This window comes from Leptolyngbya sp. PCC 6406, from assembly GCF_000332095.2.
GTDB lineage: Bacteria > Cyanobacteriota > Cyanobacteriia > Phormidesmidales > Phormidesmidaceae > PCC-6406.
This window is the reverse complement of the sequence record NZ_KI913949.1, coordinates 2,979,170-2,998,518: the sequence shown is the minus strand read 5'-3', so window position 1 is coordinate 2,998,518 and position 19,349 is coordinate 2,979,170. Positions and strand designations below refer to the sequence as shown.

Sequence of the window (19,349 nt, the reverse complement as noted above, 5' to 3'; positions counted from 1 at the left end):
TTGAGTTGAGCGGCAAAAGTGGGATGCCCCCGGAAATCGTCATTGCCCCTATATATTAGAAGGGTTATTGGAAGGGTCATTCTAGTAGAAGGGTTATTGGAAGGGTCATTCTAGAGCTACGTTTAGGAACGTTTAGAACCGTTGTGCGCCAATTTAGCGACTTGAACCGTCCCCTAGGCCCAATTTCTCTCCAGGTGCTGTTCCGGGTGTCTTTGGGGCTGCAAACGGTGGGGACTATGGCCTTAGTGGGGTATCTGCTCTATGGTCTGTTGGGCTATGGCGGTGGGGTAGGGGCAGGACTACCGCCGCTGCTGTCACCCCTAGGGGGGTCTGTACCGCTGGCGATCGCGCTGATCATCCTGATTTGCGGTACTTGGGGGGTGACAATTGTTCTGGGGTTCTTCACCAGCCGCCAGATTACCCAAGGCATTGATCAGGTAATCCAGGCTAGTCAGACTCTGGCCGCAGGTCAGATGCCTCCCCCTTTGCCTAGGGGGAGTATGATTGGCGATCTAGATCGGTTGGCTCAGTCTTTTCAACAAATGGCCACAGCGGTCGATCTATACCAAGTTCAGACCCAGGATAATTTAGCTGCTTTAGAAGAGAAATTTACGCTCCTATTTCACTACAGCCCCATCCCCACTTGGATTGCCACCCTAGAAGAGGGGCGCTGTTTGCTGGTCAATGACAGTTTTTGTCAATTGATGGGCTATGCCCAGGCAGAAATCATAGGCCAGACCTGTAGGCAATTGCAGTTCTGGGATAACCTGGTAGACTACCAGAATTTTCGCCACGGTCTGACGACCCAGGGCCAAGTTCGGGATTTTGAGTGTGTCTTTCGGACCCAATCAGGAGGCACTAAAACCCTATTATTAACGGCGCAGGTTTCTTGTCTGGAAGGGCAAGATTGTATTTTGGGTATCGCCCATGATATTAGCGATCGCAAACAGGCCGAACTGGCTTTGCGAGACAGTGAGATGCGATTGCAAGCCTTGCTGGCGAACACCCCAGGGATGATCTATCGCTACTTGCCCATTGACGATGGGGGTGGCACTTTTTTGGAGGTGAGTGCTGGGGCCTATGAGCTGCTAGGTCTAGAGCCAGAACAGGTACGCCAAGACGTGAGTACTGTTTGGGCCTTAATTCATCCTGAGGATGTGCTCACCCTACAAGATTCGGTTGAGATCGCGGTTCGAGATTGTACTGACTGGCACTGGGAAGGGCGATTGACGACACCATCGGGTGAACTGAAGTGGCTGCGAGGCTATTCTCGCCCCTATGTCACCCCGGCGGGGATAGTCTGGGATGGCTTGTTCACCGACATCACCGCCCTCAAGCAGACAGAAATTTCATTGCATCAAGAGGTTTCGCGGAGGCGATCTCTATTTGAGACCTCCATTGATGGGATCGTCATTGTGGATAGGGCGGGCAATGTCTTAGAGTCAAATGCCAGATTTGCCAATATGCTGGGGTATTCCTTAGAAGAAGTAAAGACTTTAAACCTGGTGGACTTTGATGTCAACTTGTCATCGGTAGAAATCGAGGGAAAAATTGACAAAGATGAGCTCTGTCTAGATCACTTTGAAAGTCGCCATCGGCGCAAAGATGGTTCTATCTATGCCGTTGAAATTAGTGCCAATACCATAAACTGGGGTGACCAATCGGTTAGTCTATGCATCTGTAGAGATATTACCGAACGAAAGCGAAATGAACTTGCGCTGCAAACGAGTCAACTGCGGCTAGAGCTAGCCCTAGACAGTAGTGGCACCGGCACCTGGGACTGGAACATGGAAACCAACGAGGTGTTCTTTTCGGAGAAGTCCTGGAGAGCCATGGTGGGTTATGGTGCCGATGATAGGTTTGGCAACACGATTACCGAGTGGGAAAGTCGGATTCACCCTGAGGATAAAGCTCAGCTAGAGGTGGACATCGCCAAACACCTACGGGGGGAGACAGAAACCTATGAAAGTGTTCACCGTATTCGTTGCCAAGATGGCACTTACAAATGGAATCTGGCTCAGGGGAAAGTGATTGAGTGGGATCAGGCGGGTAATCCAGTCCGGTTCATTGGCTTATATCGTGATATCAGCGATCGCAAGCAGACTGAAATTGCGTTGTCAAACCTTAGGAGTCAACTAGAAAGAGCCCAGGAAATAGCTCACTTAGGTCACTGGTCTTTTGATCTGGATACTCAAAAACTTACCTGGTCAGACGAAGTTTTTCGCATCTTTGACATGACCACAGACCAGGATGAACCCACCTTTAGGGAACATCTTGAGCAAATCCATCCCGATGATCAGTCTTCATGGTTGGAGCGGGTGGCAGAGGCCAATCAGGGAATTCCACAAAACTTTTGTTTCCGCATCCTGCGTCCTACTGGGGAAGTGCGCTATGTCAACAGTTACCTGGAACTGGAGTATGAAGGGGAACAGATTGTCCGCATGTTCGGTGTGGTTATGGATATCACCGAACAAAAGCAAAATGAGCTGGCCTTGCAAGCCAGTGAAGCCCGTTTTCGGGCCATCTTTGAACAAGCGGCAGTGGGCATTAACCAGGCCGATGTCTCAGGACAATTTATAGAGGCTAATCAGTATTTCTGCGACCTGTTGGGCTACACCCGCGATGAACTGCTGGCCCTCACCTTTCAAGCCATTACCCACCCTGATGATTTTCAGCAAGACTCGGTCTTCTCTCGACTTTTGGCAGGGGAACTGACATCCGTCACCGCACAAAAACGTTACCGCCATAAACAGGGAGACTGGATCTGGACTGAGGTAACGGTGTCGCTCATACACGATGCCGACGGGCGGGCAATCTCGGATCTGGCTATTGTCTTGGATATCAGCGATCTCAAACAGGCTAATGCTGCCCTGCAAGCCAGTGAAGCCCGTTTTCGGACCATCTTTGAACAAGCGGCGGCGGGCATCAATCAAATTGATGCCTCGGGGCGCTTTACCGAGGCTAACCAGTATTATTGCGATCTGCTGGGCTATTCCCGAGCAGAACTGCTGACGCTCACCTTCGTCGATGTGCTTCATCCAGAAGTTCTGGCTCAATATTGGTCTGAGAACAATTTTATTTTAAGTGGTGAAATTGAATTTCTGGAGTATGAAAAGCGCTTGCGTCACAAAAATGGCGACTGGATTTGGGTTAAAAGTAATATTTCCGTACTGCGAGATCAGGCGGGTGAATTGGCGGGCAACCTAGAGGTAGTAGTTGATATTCGCGATCGCAAACAGGCCGAACTAGCGCTTCACGCAAGTGAAGACCGCTTTCGGGCCATCTTCGAACAAGCGGCGGCGGGCATCAATCAAATCGATGTATCGGGGCGCTTTACCGAGGCTAACCAGTATTATTGCAATCTGCTGGGCTATTCCCGAGCAGAACTGCTGACGCTCACCTTTGTTGATGTGATTCATCCAGAGGATCTGGCTAAACATTGGTCTGAGGTCGATCGCATTGTACGCGGCGAAATTGACTTCCTGGATTATGAAAGGCGCGAACGCCACAAAAATGGGGACTGGATTTGGATCAAAAGTAATATTTCTGTACTGCGAGATGGGGCGGGCCAGGTCGTGGGCAACCTGGCGGTGGTGGTGGATATTCGCGATCGCAAGCAAGCCGAACTAGCGCTTCAAGAAAGTCAAGCCCGCTTTCAATTGTTGTCAGCAGCCTCTCCAGCGGTAATTTACACCGTGATAGAAACGGCCCAGGGCATCAATCGTTTTGACTACATCAGTCCAGCGGCTGAGGAGATCCACGAAATCCCGGTGGATACTCTCCTACAAAATGGGATGTTAATTTCCGAGCAAATGCATCCAGAGGATCGGGAGCACTATGCCGCCACCTATGCCGCCAGTCTGCAAGCGCTAGCCCCTTTTACCTGTGAGTGGCGTATCATTACCCCTTCGGGTCAGACTAAGTGGCTCAGAGCCAGTTCTTGCCCAGAACAGCGCCCCGATGGTGATATAGCTTGGCATGGGATTGCCCTAGATATTAGTACTCGCAAACAAGCTGAATTAGAAAGCCAAACACTACAAACTGCTCTCGTAGAGGCTCAGCGGATTGCCCACATTGGCAATTGGGCCTTTGACCTCGCCAGTCAGAAAATCACCTGGTCGCTGGAACTGTTTCGCATGTTTGGCCTTGACCCGGCCCAGGACGAACCCAGCTACCCTGACTACTTGCAACTGATTCATCCTGATGATCGCCTCCTCTTGCAGCAGGCCATTGACCGCGCTGTGACGGCGGGTACCCCCTACTCGATTGATTATCAGGCGCAGTTGCCCGATGGCAGTACCCGCTACCACGAAGGACGTGGCGAGGTCGAGCGCGATTGCAGTGGACAAATCACACGGCTGTTGGGTACCTGTTTAGATATCACCGATCGCAAGCGAGTCGAGCAAATCATTCTTCAGCAGGCAAGGCAAGAAGCCCTGCTGCGAGAAATCGGCCAACGCATTCGCCAGTCCCTTGACCTTCAAACTATTTTTGACACCGCCTGCCAAGAAATTCGTAGCTGCCTGAATGCTGACCGAGTCGGCATCTTTAAGTTTGACCCTGACTCAGGCTACGACGACGGTGAGTTTATCGCCGAAGCCTGCGTTGGCGGCCTGCCCTCAGTGCTGACTATCCCTGTCCAAGACCACTGCTTTGGGGACAACTATGCCACTCTCTATGCCCAGGGTCACTACTGCGTCATTGATGATATCTACAGCGCCAATATGGCGGACTGCTACATCGACCTTCTGGCCCAGTTTCAGGTGCGGGCTACCCTAGTCATGCCCCTGTTCTGTGGCGATGTGTTGTGGGGGCTGCTGTGCATTCACCAATGCAACGCTCCGCGTCAGTGGCAACAAGCAAACATCGATCTAGGGCAGCAACTGGCGAATCAACTCGCGATCGCGATTCAGCAGGCCATTCTCTACGAACAGCTCCAGTCAGAGTTGCAGGAACGCCAGCGAGCTGAGACCAAGATTTCCCAGCAATTGCAGCAACAAACAGCTCTAGGCATGATTTGGCAACAGATTCGCCAATCTCTAGACCTGCAAGATATCTTGGCCATTGTGACCCAACAGGTGCAGGTGGTTTTTCAATGCGATCGCGTCATTGTGTTTCAGCTCTTTGCCGATGGCCGCAGCCAAATTGTAGAGGAGGAGGTTCTAGGATCTTTGCCCGCACTCAGAACCATGCACTGGGAGGATGAAGTGTGGTCCCAGGACATTCTCGCCCTCTACTGGCAAGGGCAGCCTCGGATTGTGCCCGATGTAATGGATGATATCTGGACTGACTGCCTGGTGGAATATGCCCAAGCTGGACAGATTAAGTCCAAAATAGTTGCCCCCATCCTCCAACAGGGGCATACCGCCACAGGCAACCGCTGGCAAGATCCGAACCACCCTCACAAACTCTGGGGGGTGCTGGTGGTTCATGCCTGCCATGAGCGCCGGACTTGGAAAGCAGAAGACGCCCAACTCTTGCAGCAGATTGCCAACCAACTGGCGATCGCCATTCGACAGGCACACCTCTTTGAACAATTGCAGCAAGAGCTGATCCAACGACAGCAGGCCCAGCAGCAACTGGTCGAGCGTAATCAAGAGCTAGCCATTGCCAACCAAGACCTCAGCCGCGCCACCCGCCTCAAAGACGAGTTCTTGGCCAACATGAGCCACGAACTCCGCACCCCTCTGAATGTCATTTTGGGCTTTGCCCAAGTGCTCAATTCCGACCTATCGCTTCAGCCTCAGCACCAAGACTATATCCGCATCATGCACCGCAGCGGCGATCATCTACTGCATTTGATTAACGACATTCTTGACCTCTCCAAAATTGAAGCCAACCGCATTACCCTAGAGCCAGAAAGCATCGACCTCTTCAGTCTGCTCCACGACCTCCAGGCCATGTTTCAGGAGCGGGCCACAGACAAAGAACTTCAATTCACCCTCGCCTTACCCCCAGACCTGCCCCAATACATCGTCGCTGACCCCAACAAACTTCGCCAAGTTCTGATCAACCTCCTGAACAATGCAATTAAATTTACGCAACAAGGCCAAGTAATACTATCGGTCCGGCTTCAGGGGGCTGAAGCTGATCAACAATTCCACCTCTCTAGCTCAATAACGTCTTCAGATACCCCTCCTACCCCAAGTTTATGCTTCCAGGTTATAGATACCGGGGTAGGCATTCCCTCCGAAGAAATAGACATCATCTTCGATGCCTTTACCCAGGCCAGAGCTGGCAAAAGCACCCTCGGCAGTACTGGCTTAGGGCTAGCCATCAGTCGCAGTCTTGTCAAGCTGATGGGGGGTGAACTCACCGTGAATAGTGCCCCAGACCAAGGCAGTACCTTCCAATTTGCCATCCCCCTCCACCTAGCACGAGGTGAAGATGTGACCTCAGAAGGGAGCCTTGGAACGGTAATTGGCCTAGCACCAGGGCAGTCCCCCTACCGTATTCTGGTCGTAGACGATCAACCCGACAACCGCCAACTCTTGGTCACGGTGTTTTCCCAGATTGGCTTAGAGGTGCAAGAGGCCGCCAGCGGTGCTGATGCCATTGCCGCCAATCAGCAATGGCACCCCCACCTGATCTGGATGGATTTGCGAATGCCTGATATGGATGGCTGCGAAGCGACCCGCCAAATCCGTGCCCAAGCCCAGGAACTTGACTCCGAAAATCGCCCAGAAGACCCCGTCATCATTGCCTTCACCGCCCAAGCTTCTATGGATGAACGCACCCGCGCCCTAGAGTCAGGCTGTGATGACTTTGTCAGCAAGCCCATTCAGCTCAACTTAATCCTGTCAAAAATGGCGGACTATTTGGATCTCCGTTACGAATATGCCCAGACGGTAACCCCAGCCCCAGGAGCACAATCAGCCACCGCCACTGCCATTACCCTAGATGCCCAATCTCTGCGAATCATGCCCCTCGAATGGATCGCCGCCCTTCACAAAGCCGCTCTCCACTGCGATGATCAAGCTGCTTCCAGCCTGGTTCAAGAAATACCGACGAGTCAATCGGTTTTGGTGGAGGGCCTAAATCGGTTGATCTATGACTACAAATTTGAAAGCATCGCCCAACTCACCTCCCCTCTACTCCTAGAGTGAGCCCTGGACTTTAGGGACTTGCATCTAAATAAAGCACCGGAAGCGTTGATCACTGTAGGGTGCATAGCGCTAAGGCGCGGCTTCGCCTTTTATGTCGCTTGCGAAACGCGCAGCAATGCACCAATAGGCAAGGTCGCAATGGGTACCTTATTTTCCTGCGAGTCCCTTAGCACTGGCAAGCTGGTGCTGGAGTTACTAGTACCGCAGGGTGTAAATCAGCCCACTATTGTCGCACCAGCCCAACCTTTTCCGGTCCCCTCTCCCCCTGGGAGAGGGCTAGGGCTTCGGCGTGAGCTCAGCCGAACGGTGAGGGGCCGAGTGTGCCACGATGAACGGCCAGGTATTTCCACTATTGTCGCACCAGCCCAACCTTTTCCGGTCCCCTCTCCCCGTGGGAGAGGGCTAGGGTGAGGGGCCGAGTGTGCCACGATGAACGGCTAGGTATTTCCGCCGCCCAGTACTAGCGCGGGTGAACCAGGAGCTGGAGACTACGGTGGATTATGGCTAGCCCCGGCACGGTTGGCGGTTTAGCAAACCTTCAAATGCGCTACAGTACCGAACCCCATCCCGCTGATGACCCACTGCGCCCCAGCCACCCAACCTCTTTCTAGGCGAGATTTTGGATCAGGCCGACCTGCTTAAAGGGTCTTTATCGCTTGAATGCTGCTTCCCACGGTTTGAATCTGCTGGTAAGGCTTTTGTGAAGCTGTCTGCCGAACTCCTTCCCCCAGGATGTTCAGACAGACTGTGATCTGTCTAAACACCCTATTCAGGCGATATAGGCAGATCATGATCGGTCTATATCGCCCCAGCAGCTAGATAGGCAGACTATAATCTGCCTAATCCACCCATTTGGGTGCTTATAAAGACTGTAATCTGCCTATATCCCCTCAGCAGGGAGATAGACATCACCAACTCTGTCTATCTCCCCTACACAAGGTGTTTAGGCAGAGTAGAGGCACCCTGATCTGTCTAAACACGAGTTAGACTGTTGAGTCATCCATTAAGTTGTATTTGTAAATATCCTCCTGGTTAAGATTATGTGTATTATCGTTCCTTCAGTTCCATTAGTAGAAGGCACAAAGATCTTTGCAAGACGTTCTGCTGATTCAAAGCAGTTCTTGGTTTATAGCATGGGGTATAAAGCCAGCCAAGATGTGGCGATGATTTTGCCATTGCCCGTTGGCTCTCACGATGAATATATGACTATTCGTTTTATTCCTTTAGACGGCTATAAAGATTTCTTCGATCACATTGAAATGGGTTTTCCTGATTTGACTAAAAACGTGTGTCGTTCCGCTTCAGGATCGCTGACCGTATATGAAGTAGGAGATTATGATGCGAGTTTTATCCCTACGCTTAATGATTTTGATCGTCTAGATCCTCAATTCAAATTATCAAGGCAAGTTTGGGATCTTTTACCCGAATATCAAGACTATGGTTTTGCCGTATTCAAGTTACGAGAATCCACGAAAAATCTGAAGAAACCACATCCAATAGCGTTTGAGTTTGTCACTCGATTGCCTGATAAACTCTTCTTCCCTACAGTTCATATTCATGATGGTAAAGTTCATGAAGAGGCAAGTTTTGATCACCATTTATATTATCAGGGTGATGACTTTGCCAATGCGCTTACTTTAACAAAGACATTTCATTCAAAAAAGATCGCTTCGAAATTTATACATATCAAACAAACAATGGGGATAGTAGATGGACAGCAAAGATGCCATGCTGTTGTGATGTCTGGAAAGTTTCCGAATCAGGATACTGTACTTTCCACGGTCTAATCGGGATAGGGGAAAACCTCACGATCTCCCCCTCCCACACCACCCGGCGTGCGGGTCCGCACCGGGCGGTTCCTTAGAAAGTTTTAGAAATCAAGACTCTTTCGACTCTGACTCCCAGAGCTGGCTACACCATTAAGCGCCGTTCCTATAGCTCCCCCATTCGGGTTCAACGCTCAGAACGAGCCCTGGCGGCTCCTCTCTGCCTTCCATGGTTTGGCCCTTTGCCTTGTCTAGCCCATTACAGGCCAGCGTTTGACTACTATGGCCTCGGCTGACTTCTGCTTCCGGCGACGATTGTTGCCAACTGTCGGGCCGTCTTCCAGTCCTTAGGGTTCTGTGGCTTCCTACCCGTTTCCAGATAGTCCTCAGTCAGACTCCCTTAGCCTCAAAGACTGCCAAGGAGGCAGATCTCCCCAGATAAGAGCGTGAACTGTCCATGCGCAACCGCGTCATTTACTGTATCTCCTGAACCATAGGGCTACCCTTCGGGAAGGCTGCGCCTATGTTGTGTTGTGCCAACTCGCCCCAGAGACTCGGCCTTCTATGACGTTTCTGTCCGTCGGCTCGCACTTTTGCCGCTGGCTTCCGACCGACCCTCTCTCGCGGAAACGCCCTTGCCTTAAGCTAGTGGTTGTCCATCTCTCGGCTCCTATGACTTACGAGCATTTGGATGGCTGGTTCTCCCACAGGGGACTTTCACCCCATTAGTTCATGCCCATACTGGGCGCACACACGTCATGGCAGCGGACAGTCGAGAGACACTTGTGTGGTTGTCGAGATTGCTTGCCGCCGCTGCATTGTGCCATTAGCTGCTCATGCATCAGCCTCTAAATTAGAATGGTCAGTGGTATATTCCACGTTGCATGGCTCGTGCAAAGATCTACCGACAGGTTTGTAATAGTCAATTTTTCTACACTGCCGTCAAATCTGAGAGTAAACGCTTCTCGATTGTTTTGCCAAATTGTAGTGCTGCCTCCTCCACTTCGACCGGGGCTGAGGGTAATGTCATTCGGCTGCAAGAATGACGCTAAACTTAACAGGCTGTGCGGAATTTCTATCAACTCATATTTCACCTCGTTCCTCGGCATGTTAAAGGCTCGAAGCATCACGATACGATCGTAGCCTGCTAGATGTTCACGTAGTCGCTCAGAAGCTAGCCGTGCTAAGCCAACAGTATCCTGATCTCGAATCCAGCGAGCTTCCATAAATTTAGAAATAGTAATCTTTGCTTCTCGGATATTTTTTGATGCCTCAGTCTTAAGCGATATTCTGGTTTCATCTACTATTAAATCTGCTCCTGGATAGACATCACTGGCAGTGATGTAGGCATTTTTGCCATCATTTCGCAAGGCATCACGAAATATATACTCAAATGACTTTTTGTTAAGTCTTTCTTCGACTACGGCATGATGAATTAGTAAGCGACTCGCAAAATACTCAGAAAACAAGGGGGTCGCAAGATCGCTACTTTGATTTACGAAACCACCAAATCTAACCTGAAGAGCGGATGCCATACGATTAAGTAACATCAGCCTAGTTGCGGTCAGTTGTGGAGCAGTTGCATTTAATTGCTCTAATAATTCGTCCAAATTGGGCGCAAGCATGAACTAGATCTTCCTACCTTCAACATCTTGCTTAGGTAGGTTGAGCTTTTCCCAGTCTTCCACAGCTTTAAGTAAAATCTGTCTTGCCCATGTTGATGGCTCTAAATGCTCATTGGACGCAACATGAGCTATCCGGTCTCGATCTTCCTGTGATAGCCTGATTTGCAAAAATTCAGTCTTAGGTGCCCTTGACATAGGTGAGAGACATTGTGAATCATTGTGTTACGAAAACGTTATCAAAAGGCGGCTACAATGTCTGTCTCACAATGTGTTACATTTGCCAAAGAACCTCGTTACCTCATTGCGATGCCTAACAATTCTCCAAAACCTAATACATTGTGGAAAGTGGTTGACTTGTTTTCAGGGTGTGGGGGTATGAGTGAAGGCTTTCGTACCTATAGGGACTATTTTGAGATAATTGGAGCTGTTGATATCGAAGTAGCTAAACCTGGTAGAGGAAAACATAAAGCTTCTTCCACGCGATGTAATTCTACTTATCATCGCAATATTGGTATTGAACCTAAGTACGCTGATTTATTGAAGTTAGAGCCTAAGTCATATCGTGAAGAATTAGGTCTAAAAAAGGGGGATCTGCATGTATTGATTGCCTGCCCTCCTTGTACAGGATTCTCCCAAAAAAATTCCAAAAATCATCTGGGTGATGATCCACGGAATAAGTTGGTGGTTCGTACCTCTGATTTTGTTGAAGAATTCTTGCCCGAATTTCTCGTGATGGAAAATGTAAAAGAATTACTACGAGGGAAACATCAACATCATTTTCAGGTACTTTATGATCGGTTGAATGTCTTAGGATATTCAATATACGCAGATATCCATGAACTTTCAGAGTATGGTCTGCCACAGAGACGAGAAAGGGCGTTAATAATAGCTAGACGTGATCATGGATTTATCGGTGGTTGCCCACTCAAACGTCAGGTAGAAAAAGTCACGGTTTGGCAGGCTATTGCTCATTTACAAAAGACTAATGCGGGTCAAGAGAAATCGTCTGATCCTATGCATGTATCACCAGGAATGACTTCGGTTGTTCTGTCACGAATACAGGCTATTCCAAAAGATGGAGGTTCCTGGGGAGATATTATGAAAAATCCCAAAATCTCTGACGAGGAAAAGAAAAAACTACTTATTCCATCGATGTTTCGTGCGAGACCAGGTTCTTTTCCAGATGTTTATGGTCGCCTAAAGTGGCACGATGTTGCTGCAACGATCACTCGGGAATGTGGTCATGTTGGGAATGGTCGATATGCTCATCCTGAGCAAGATAGGTTGCTCACGGTTCGGGAAATGGCTATATTACAGGGATTTCCTACGCACTACTTTTTTGAGGGTGCTTTGGCTGCTAAGTATAATCAGATTGGTGATGCTGTCCCACCCCTTATATCTAATCAAATAGCTCAACATATCATTTCGCTAAAATCTAATCAAAGCCCACCTAGAAATTATTTTCAGCAGTATCCAAGGGTAATTACACAGTTAGAATTACTAGAAGCCTAAAGGAGCTCATTGAAAACAGCTAACAACGCCCATGCACGCCGACCGCTGAGAGTTGATCGGCTGTGATGCAGAGGTTATCTGAGGCGGGTGATGGTCAACGTTATGCTGCAAGTCCTCGGTGGGGATGTAGCCGGGAGCCAGTTGATAAATTGCTTGCTTGCGTGGAGTGACTTGTCTATGGCAGGTGTATTAATTCTGAGTTGGGTTTTTAGGTTTGACGATCCGGGCTAAAGACTTTTGAGCCAGAATTAAGATTAAGTGGAAGTCCTGAACAGTCTCCAGGATTTTACGCTCAACTCATAGGAATGAAGTGAGGGAACTCGATTATGGCAAATGGGCAAAAGCCGAATAAGCTGCTGTTTTCACAACACTACCTGGAGCATCGCATTCAAGAATGCCCGGAGTGGCTGGTAGATGTGAGGGTGGGGTTTGAGGCCACTGTCATCGTTTCGGCCACCTATGACCATTCATGGATAGTTTATCCGAACTATTGAACTCTAAAGCCTTGCTCCCCAAGGGCTATGGCTTCCTGAGGACTACGCTTGCTTAGTGGCCAAGAGGCAATCCTTTAGTTGTAGGTAATCCAAGAGGGCTCGGCATACCTGGGAGTGCTTCTGATATTGTCACGTTAGGGGATGGCAGCGAAGCGTTGTTTGACTTGTATGCTGCGACAATCATCTGGGACGGGCCGTAAAATAACACGCATCCCCAGCCCCTTCTCCCTCCTTGGGAGAAGTCTGCGTAGGTTGGGTGGAACGAAGTCACCCAACAGCGGTTGGCCATGTTGGGTTTCGCTAGCGCTGCACCCAACCTTGTATGTAAGCGGCCTGCCATCGAGAGTTATTTTGGAAGCAGACCGTCAGGGGAGAACTCCGAACCCAACCCCAAGCCTTCAAGCTTGTTTCGTAGATTCATTGAGCCTCCCCCCTCCCCCAAGGGCATCGCCAATCAGCCTGGACAGTATCATGAGCGGCCCGACTGGGCACCTCGAATTTAGCAAGGATAGTGCGATTGTTGAGCCCCTGCCAACCTCTATTCTCTGGAGCCAGTCCAATGAGTACAGCCCCCATCATCTTCCTCGGTATTGATATCAGCAAAGCCACCTTTGACGTAGCTTTACTGAGTGGTGGTAAGCGTAATGGCAAATCCTCTAAACACGCCAAGTTTGACAACACCCCCAGCGGCTTTGAGCAGTTGAGCCATTGGCTCCAAGGGAATGCTCTCGGGGCAATTCATGCCTGTCTGGAGGCGACCAACATCTATGGCCATGACTTAGCTACCTATCTCCATGAGCAGGGCCACCAGGTCAGTATCGTCAACCCAGCCCGCATCAAGGGGTATGCCAAAAGTCAACTCAGCCGCACCAAGAACGATGCCGCTGATGCCGCCCTGATTGCCCGCTTTTGTCGAGATATCCAGCCCAGTCTGTGGCATCCCACGCCAGCGGCGATCGCCCAGCTCCAGAGCCTCACCCGCCGTCTGAAGGCGCTGGAGCAGATGCTCACCCAAGAGAAAAATCGCCTTGAGCTCTGTCGTGACTCGGAACTGAGAACGGATATTGAGGCCCATATCGAGTTTCTCGAAAAACAGGCTAAGGCTCTCAAGGAGCGCTGCCAGCAGCATATTCAAGGGGAGGAATCGTTGGCGGAGCCCTGCCGCTTGTTGACCTCCATTACTGGCATTGCTGAACATAGCGCTAGCATTATCCTGGCGGAAATTGGCTCGATTAAGGTCTTTGGCTCTGCCGCTCAACTGGCGGCTTTTGCTGGGTTGACTCCCCAGGAGCATCAGTCTGGCTCTTCTATCAATGGCAAGGCGCGGTTGTGCAAAATTGGCAATGCCCATCTGCGCGAAGCTCTTTTTTTCCCAGCGCTGAGTCTGATGCGTCATTGCCCTGAGGTCAGAGCTTTTCGCCAACGGCTCTTGGACAATGGCAAGCACAAGATGGCGGTGGTGGGGGCGGTGATGCACAAGCTCATTCGTGTGATCTATGCGGTCTTGTCCTCTGGACAGGAATTTGACCCCAAAAAGCTAGCGCCTCAGCAGTCTTGACCCTAAGGCGCTAACACAGTATCTACAAATTTAAGCTTGACAGAGCACTAGAACCGATCCGTATAACATTGTCTCTGAGGTGAATGATGAATGCACAACTAATGATTCAACCCTCCTCTTTTATTGATGCTGGCATTCAAATCAAACTAGTTCGAGGATTGTTCTTATTCAAATTTAGTGAAGACCTGCAAGAGCGGCTGGAGAGCCTGAACGAAAAACAGCGAGAGTTGCAGTTATCACCCAATGAAGCAGTAGAACTGACTGGAATTTTGGAACTCGATCGAATTTTTACGTTGCTTAATGCAAAAATCATTGCTGATTCTGCTTAGGCATGGCGATTTCAAAAAAGACTCGGCAACAGGTTCGGGAGCGAGCTAAGTATCTGTGTGAATACTGCCACTCCTCCGAAGAAGCTAGTGCAGCACGATTTGAAATTGATCACATCCAACCGCGATCGCTTGGAGGGGCAGATATATTTGAAAATTTAGCTTTGGCTTGTCAGCAATGTAATAGCTACCGCTACAACTTTACAGAAGGAACTGATCCAGAATCTCAAGTTTCTACTCAGTTGTTTGACCCACGACTGCATCAGTGGAATGACCATTTTGTTTGGGAGAAAGGTGGTCTAGTAATTCGAGGCAAGACTTCAATTGGGCGGGCAACGTGCGATCGCCTAGATTTGAATGACCAAGAGCATAATGAGGGAGCGATTGTTAAAGCCCGTCGCCTGTGGATTCAAGGCGGTTGGCATCCACCATCCAATGATGCTATTGAATCCAGATGAGAGGGCGATTGCGGCGGCATAAACACTGCGTGGCAGCGGACGGTCGAAGTCTACTGATGTGAAGTTCGAGCTTGTCTGCCGCCGCTACACTTCACCGTTATGCCGCTGAGTCCTCGGTTGGGGCGCAACCGACAACCTATCTGTTGGTGCCAAAACCCCTTCTCCCAGGGAGGGAGAAGGGCTGCCGTCATCGGGTTAGGCGACGGCGGTCAGGGCTGGGGCAGCGGTGGTGGTGGTCAGTTGACTCAACACCGCATTCACATTAGTACGGGCATCGCCGTAGAGCATCTGGGCGTTCTCCTTGTAGAACAGGGGATTACCCACCCCGGCATAGCCCGCCGCGAGACTGCGCTTCAGCACCACCACATTATGGGCCTTCCACACCTCTAGGACGGGCATCCCGGCGATGGGGCTGTCGGGATCCTCTAGGGCGCTGGGGTTGACGGTGTCATTGGCCCCAATCACCAAGACCACGTCGGTTTCGGGGAAATCTTCGTTGATTTCATCCATCTCCAGCACGATGTCGTAGGGTACATTGGCTTCCGCTAGCAGCACATTCATGTGGCCAGGGAGTCGCCCCGCTACGGGGTGGATGCCAAAGCGAACCGTCTTGCCGCGATCGCGCAAAATTTTCGTAATCTCCGCCACGGCGTGCTGGGCCTGGGCCACCGCCATCCCATAGCCGGGAACGATGATCACACTTCCAGCCGCATCCAAGGCTTCCACCGTTTCCTCCACGGTGGTGGGCGTAGCGGTACCTTCCACCGCCTTGCCACTGCCACTGCCCCCGGTCGCGCCAAAGCCACCGAGGATGACGCTAAAGAAGGAGCGGTTCATGGCCTTGCACATGATGAAGCTGAGGATGGCCCCGCTACTCCCCACCAGGGCTCCCGTAATAATCAGCAGGTCATTGGAGAGCATAAAGCCCGCCGCCGCCGCCGCCCAGCCGGAGTAGCTGTTGAGCATGGAGATTACCACGGGCATATCGGCTCCGCCGATGGCAATCACCAGATGAATCCCCAGGAGTGACGCGATCGCAGTCATCCCCAACAGTGGCACCAAACCAGCGGTGCCCTCCGCCCCCAGGAAGGGCACCCCTAAGGCCACCGTGCCCGCCAAGAGCAGCAGGTTGAGAACATGGCGACCGGGGAGCAGCAGGGGCTTGCTGCCCAGGATGGCCCGCAGTTTGCCAAAGGCCACCAAGGATCCGGTAAAGGTCAAGGCCCCAATAAATACCCCAATGTAGATTTCCACCTGGTGGATGGTGCCCTCGGCCCCCACCAGACCACTTTCGGGCTGGAGGTAGTTGCCGATGCCCACCAGTACGGCGGCAAGACCCACAAAGCTGTGGAGAATCGCCACCAACTCCGGCATGGAGGTCATGGCCACGCGGGAGGCCACCAGGGCTCCCACCAGAATGGCAGGGGCGATCGCCGCCACCAATAAGCCGTAATTGTTCACCGGAGCACTGGCAGCGGTGGCCCCAATCGCCAGGGCCATCCCGGCAATGCCATAGAGGTTACCTTGCTTGGCAGATTCTTGGTTAGCCAAGCCCCCCAAGCTCAGAATGAAAAGAATGCTGGCCGCAATATAGGCGACCGTGACAAGGTTGGTAGTCATGGATTCCGTTAAATAGCTGGATCAGACGCTGAATACTGGATGCTGGCTTCTGGCTCCTGAATTCTGAATTCAGGCTGCATCAGAGCCCTACTTGCGGAACATCTTCAACATGCGCTGGGTGACTAGGAAGCCCCCAGAAATGTTGATGGTGCCAACGAGAATTGCGATCGCGCCCAAAATTGTCGTCGGAGCCGTCAATTCCCCAGAAATCTGCAACATGCCACCGATGATGATGATGCCGCTGATGGCATTGGTCACACTCATCAAGGGGGTATGCAGCGAGGGCGACACATCCCAGATCAACTTCCAGCCCAAGAACACCGCCAGCACAAACACCGTGAAGTGGGACAGGAAGGATTCCGGTGCGCCAATGCCCACCCCCAATAGAGCCACCCCAATCAGCCCCGGCCAGAGGAATTTACTCAGGGGATTGGGAGCCGCAGCGGTTTTCTCCGCCGCTGCCACCGGGGTCGCCGGATCCGGAGCCTTGGGTGCAGGGGCTTCCGGCTTCGGGGGAGGCCAAGTCACCTTACCCTCTAGCACCACCGTCGCCCCCCGAATCACCTCATCCTCCATGTTGACCAGGTAATTTTCGGCCCCGCCCAGATCGCTCAAAAGGTGGGATAAATTCGTGCCGTAGAGTTGACTGGCCTGGTTTGCCATCCGGCTAGGGAAATCCGTCAGCCCCACGATGGTGACCCCATTCTCTGTGGTGTAGACCTCGTCGGGGTGGGTGAGTTCACAATTCCCCCCTTGCTCCGCCGCCATATCCACAATCACGGAACCGGGCTTCATGGCCTGCACCATCTCCGCCGTCACCAGTTTGGGGGCGGGACGACCCGGAATCAAAGCGGTGGTGACGATGATGTCCACCTCCGCCGCCTGTTGGGCAAAGAGGGCCATTTCCGCTGCAATGAAGGCGGGGCTCATGACCTTGGCATAGCCGCCGGTTCCGGTGCCATCTTCCTCAAAGTGCAGCTCTAGGAACTCCGCCCCCATACTCTGCACCTGTTCCTTAACCACCGGGCGGGTGTCAAAGGCCCGGACGATAGCCCCCAGGCTCCGAGCTGCGCCAATAGCCGCCAGTCCCGCTACCCCGGCCCCAATCACCAGGACTTTACAGGGGGGCATTTTACCCGCAGCGGTAATCTGGCCCGTGAAGCAACGGCCAAAGTGCTGGGCGGCCTCAATGACGGCCCGGTAGCCCGCCAGGTTGGCCATGGAGCTCAGGGCATCCATTTTTTGGGCGCGGGTGACCCGAGGCACGCTGTCCATGGCCAGGGCGGTCACCTGCTTGGCCGCGAGACGGGCCAGCAACGCCTCATTCTGGGCGGGCCAAATGAAGCTAATCAAGGTGCCGCCGGGATGCAGCAGCTCCGTTTCATCCTGATTCAAGGCGGGATGGTGCTGGGGAGCCCGCACCTTCAGCACAATGTCCGCTGCCCACACTGCCGCTGGGTCTGCCAACACCTGACAGCCTGCGGCTTGATAGCTGCTGTCGGGGAAGCTGGCGGCGGCTCCAGCCCCCGCCTCTACCCAGACTTCAAAGCCTAGTTTTTGCAGCTTTTTAGCCGTATCCGGGGTGGCCGACACGCGGCATTCCCCTGGAAAAATCTCTCGCGGAATCCCGATTCGCATCGGACCTGAGGAAACAGGTGTAGGACTGGTCTCTGGCGCGATCGCGACTGTCATGAATGGAAGTCCTCTCTAAAAATAAGGCCCAAGGTCATCAAGCCCAGGTCATTCACGGTCATCAATACCCAGGCCCCTACGGCCCCTCACGTAACATTTCGTAAGCAACTGGGCATCCACCGCTCTCGATATATAACGACCGAGTTGGCCAACTTCCCCAGTTGATCAGACATTTTTCACATTAGGCCGCCACAAAACCCCTATCCGATGACATTGTTGCGAAATACATCATCCCTAGCGTTGTCCCTGAAGGCCAAGCAAGTCATGGGACTGGAGCGATGAAATCCGGATCGGGCGGGCGCTAGCCCGCTGGTTGAATTGCTTCAGTCGCCTTACAGAAGCCCCACTAGCCTGCTTGAGTAAGTTCTGGAGCTTGGCACGGTGTACAAACCTCTTTCTGAGCAGTCACGTTTTGGCGAATCCCCCGCTATTGCCGCCCTCTTTTCAAGGGGGCTACTCCAATTCTGGATAGGGCTGCCCCCCTTAAAAAGGGGGGTTGGGGGGATCAAACCCTAAACAAGACTCAACCGAAGGCTTATAGCGGTTCCCTAATGGATGAGGTACAGCTCAACTTGATGGCAATTCGGGGAACAAGGGGCTTAAGCCCCTTGTCTGTACTTAACCCGAGTGAGAACCGCTATATCTATACACAGCAGCCGAGGTATACACAGCAGCCGAGCGCAGGGAGGGATTCTGGTCTGGCTGTTAGACCGAGAGGCTACTCCCCGAGAAGCCGCTTCGCGTCTACGACTCCGCTTCGCTTCGTTACACAATTGCACTCAACATGACAATGAGTCTGTCATTCTGAGCGCAGGGGGAAATTTGGGTCTTGCTCACAGAGGAAAGTTTCTTAGCAGTCGCTTCGCGAACAACATGACAAGTGCGCTTCAATATGACAAGCCCATCATTCCGACCAGCGGGAGGAATCTCGGTCTTGCTCACAGAGGGAAGTTTCTTAGAAGCCGCTACGCGAACAAGGCAAGCCCTATGCCCTCCGGGCAGGCTCCGCCCTAGCGTTAGCCTTAGTGTAGCCATGCCGGAGGCTATTGCCCGAAGGGCTATACGACTCCGTTGCTCCTCCGGAGCCGCTACGCGAACAGGACAGGCAAGGGATTGCCCCTACGGGATCTACCCCAATATCTCTACTGCCTACCCCCTGACAGGGCGAGCGCCGCTCGCCCCTACCCCACCA

Annotated in this window: 9 protein-coding genes; 6 read left to right on the top strand and 3 right to left on the bottom strand. The window is 52.0% G+C overall.

All coding sequences use genetic code 11. The features are described from left to right. Nucleotides 1–143 precede the first annotated feature (143 nt). Together LEP6406_RS0213220 and LEP6406_RS0213215 are read left to right on the top strand one after the other, a co-directional pair. On the top strand, nt 144–7,106 hold the full coding sequence (locus tag LEP6406_RS0213220; protein ID WP_008316973.1) for a PAS domain S-box protein: 6,963 nt from the start codon (nt 144–146) through the stop codon (nt 7,104–7,106). 1,040 nt (nt 7,107–8,146) lie between these two features. After that, nucleotides 8,147–8,893 (top strand): hypothetical protein, encoded by a 747-nt coding sequence (locus tag LEP6406_RS0213215; protein WP_008316539.1) that lies wholly within the window; start codon nt 8,147–8,149, stop codon nt 8,891–8,893. An 827-nt stretch (nt 8,894–9,720) separates the two neighbouring features. Here the strand turns inward: LEP6406_RS0213215 and LEP6406_RS0213210 are convergent. Beyond that, nucleotides 9,721–10,497, bottom strand: coding sequence for a hypothetical protein (locus tag LEP6406_RS0213210; protein ID WP_008316537.1), 777 nt, complete (start codon nt 10,495–10,497; stop codon nt 9,721–9,723). 252 nt (nt 10,498–10,749) lie between these two features. On the opposite strand from LEP6406_RS0213210, the gene LEP6406_RS0213205 reads away from it, so the two are divergent. From LEP6406_RS0213205 to LEP6406_RS28010, 4 genes are all read left to right on the top strand, one after another. Next, the gene (locus tag LEP6406_RS0213205; protein WP_008316535.1) at nt 10,750–12,009 is read left to right on the top strand and encodes a DNA cytosine methyltransferase; all 1,260 of its coding nucleotides are present in this window, start codon (nt 10,750–10,752) and stop codon (nt 12,007–12,009) included. Nucleotides 12,010–13,062: 1,053 nt separating this feature from the next. Then, nucleotides 13,063–14,061 (top strand): IS110 family RNA-guided transposase, encoded by a 999-nt coding sequence (locus tag LEP6406_RS0213195; RefSeq protein WP_027268693.1) that lies wholly within the window; start codon nt 13,063–13,065, stop codon nt 14,059–14,061. An 83-nt stretch (nt 14,062–14,144) separates the two neighbouring features. Continuing rightward, a complete protein-coding gene (locus LEP6406_RS0213190) occupies nt 14,145–14,390 on the top strand; it encodes a hypothetical protein (RefSeq protein WP_263971175.1) in 246 nt (81 codons plus the stop codon). A 2-nt stretch (nt 14,391–14,392) separates the two neighbouring features. Beyond that, on the top strand, nt 14,393–14,845 hold the full coding sequence (locus LEP6406_RS28010; RefSeq protein ID WP_008316325.1) for an HNH endonuclease: 453 nt from the start codon (nt 14,393–14,395) through the stop codon (nt 14,843–14,845). Between the two features lie 195 nt (nt 14,846–15,040). Here LEP6406_RS28010 and pntB read toward each other — a convergent pair whose 3' ends face one another. Continuing rightward, entirely contained in the window at nt 15,041–16,465 is a 1,425-nt protein-coding gene (gene pntB / locus LEP6406_RS0213185; protein ID WP_008316327.1) for a Re/Si-specific NAD(P)(+) transhydrogenase subunit beta, read from the bottom strand. A gap of 87 nt (nt 16,466–16,552) precedes the next feature. Beyond that, nucleotides 16,553–18,103 carry a Re/Si-specific NAD(P)(+) transhydrogenase subunit alpha gene (gene pntA / locus LEP6406_RS0213180; protein WP_202807528.1) on the bottom strand — a complete coding sequence of 517 codons (1,551 nt, stop codon included), beginning with the start codon at nt 18,101–18,103 and terminating at the stop codon, nt 16,553–16,555. Between the last annotated feature and the right edge of the window lie 1,246 nt (nt 18,104–19,349).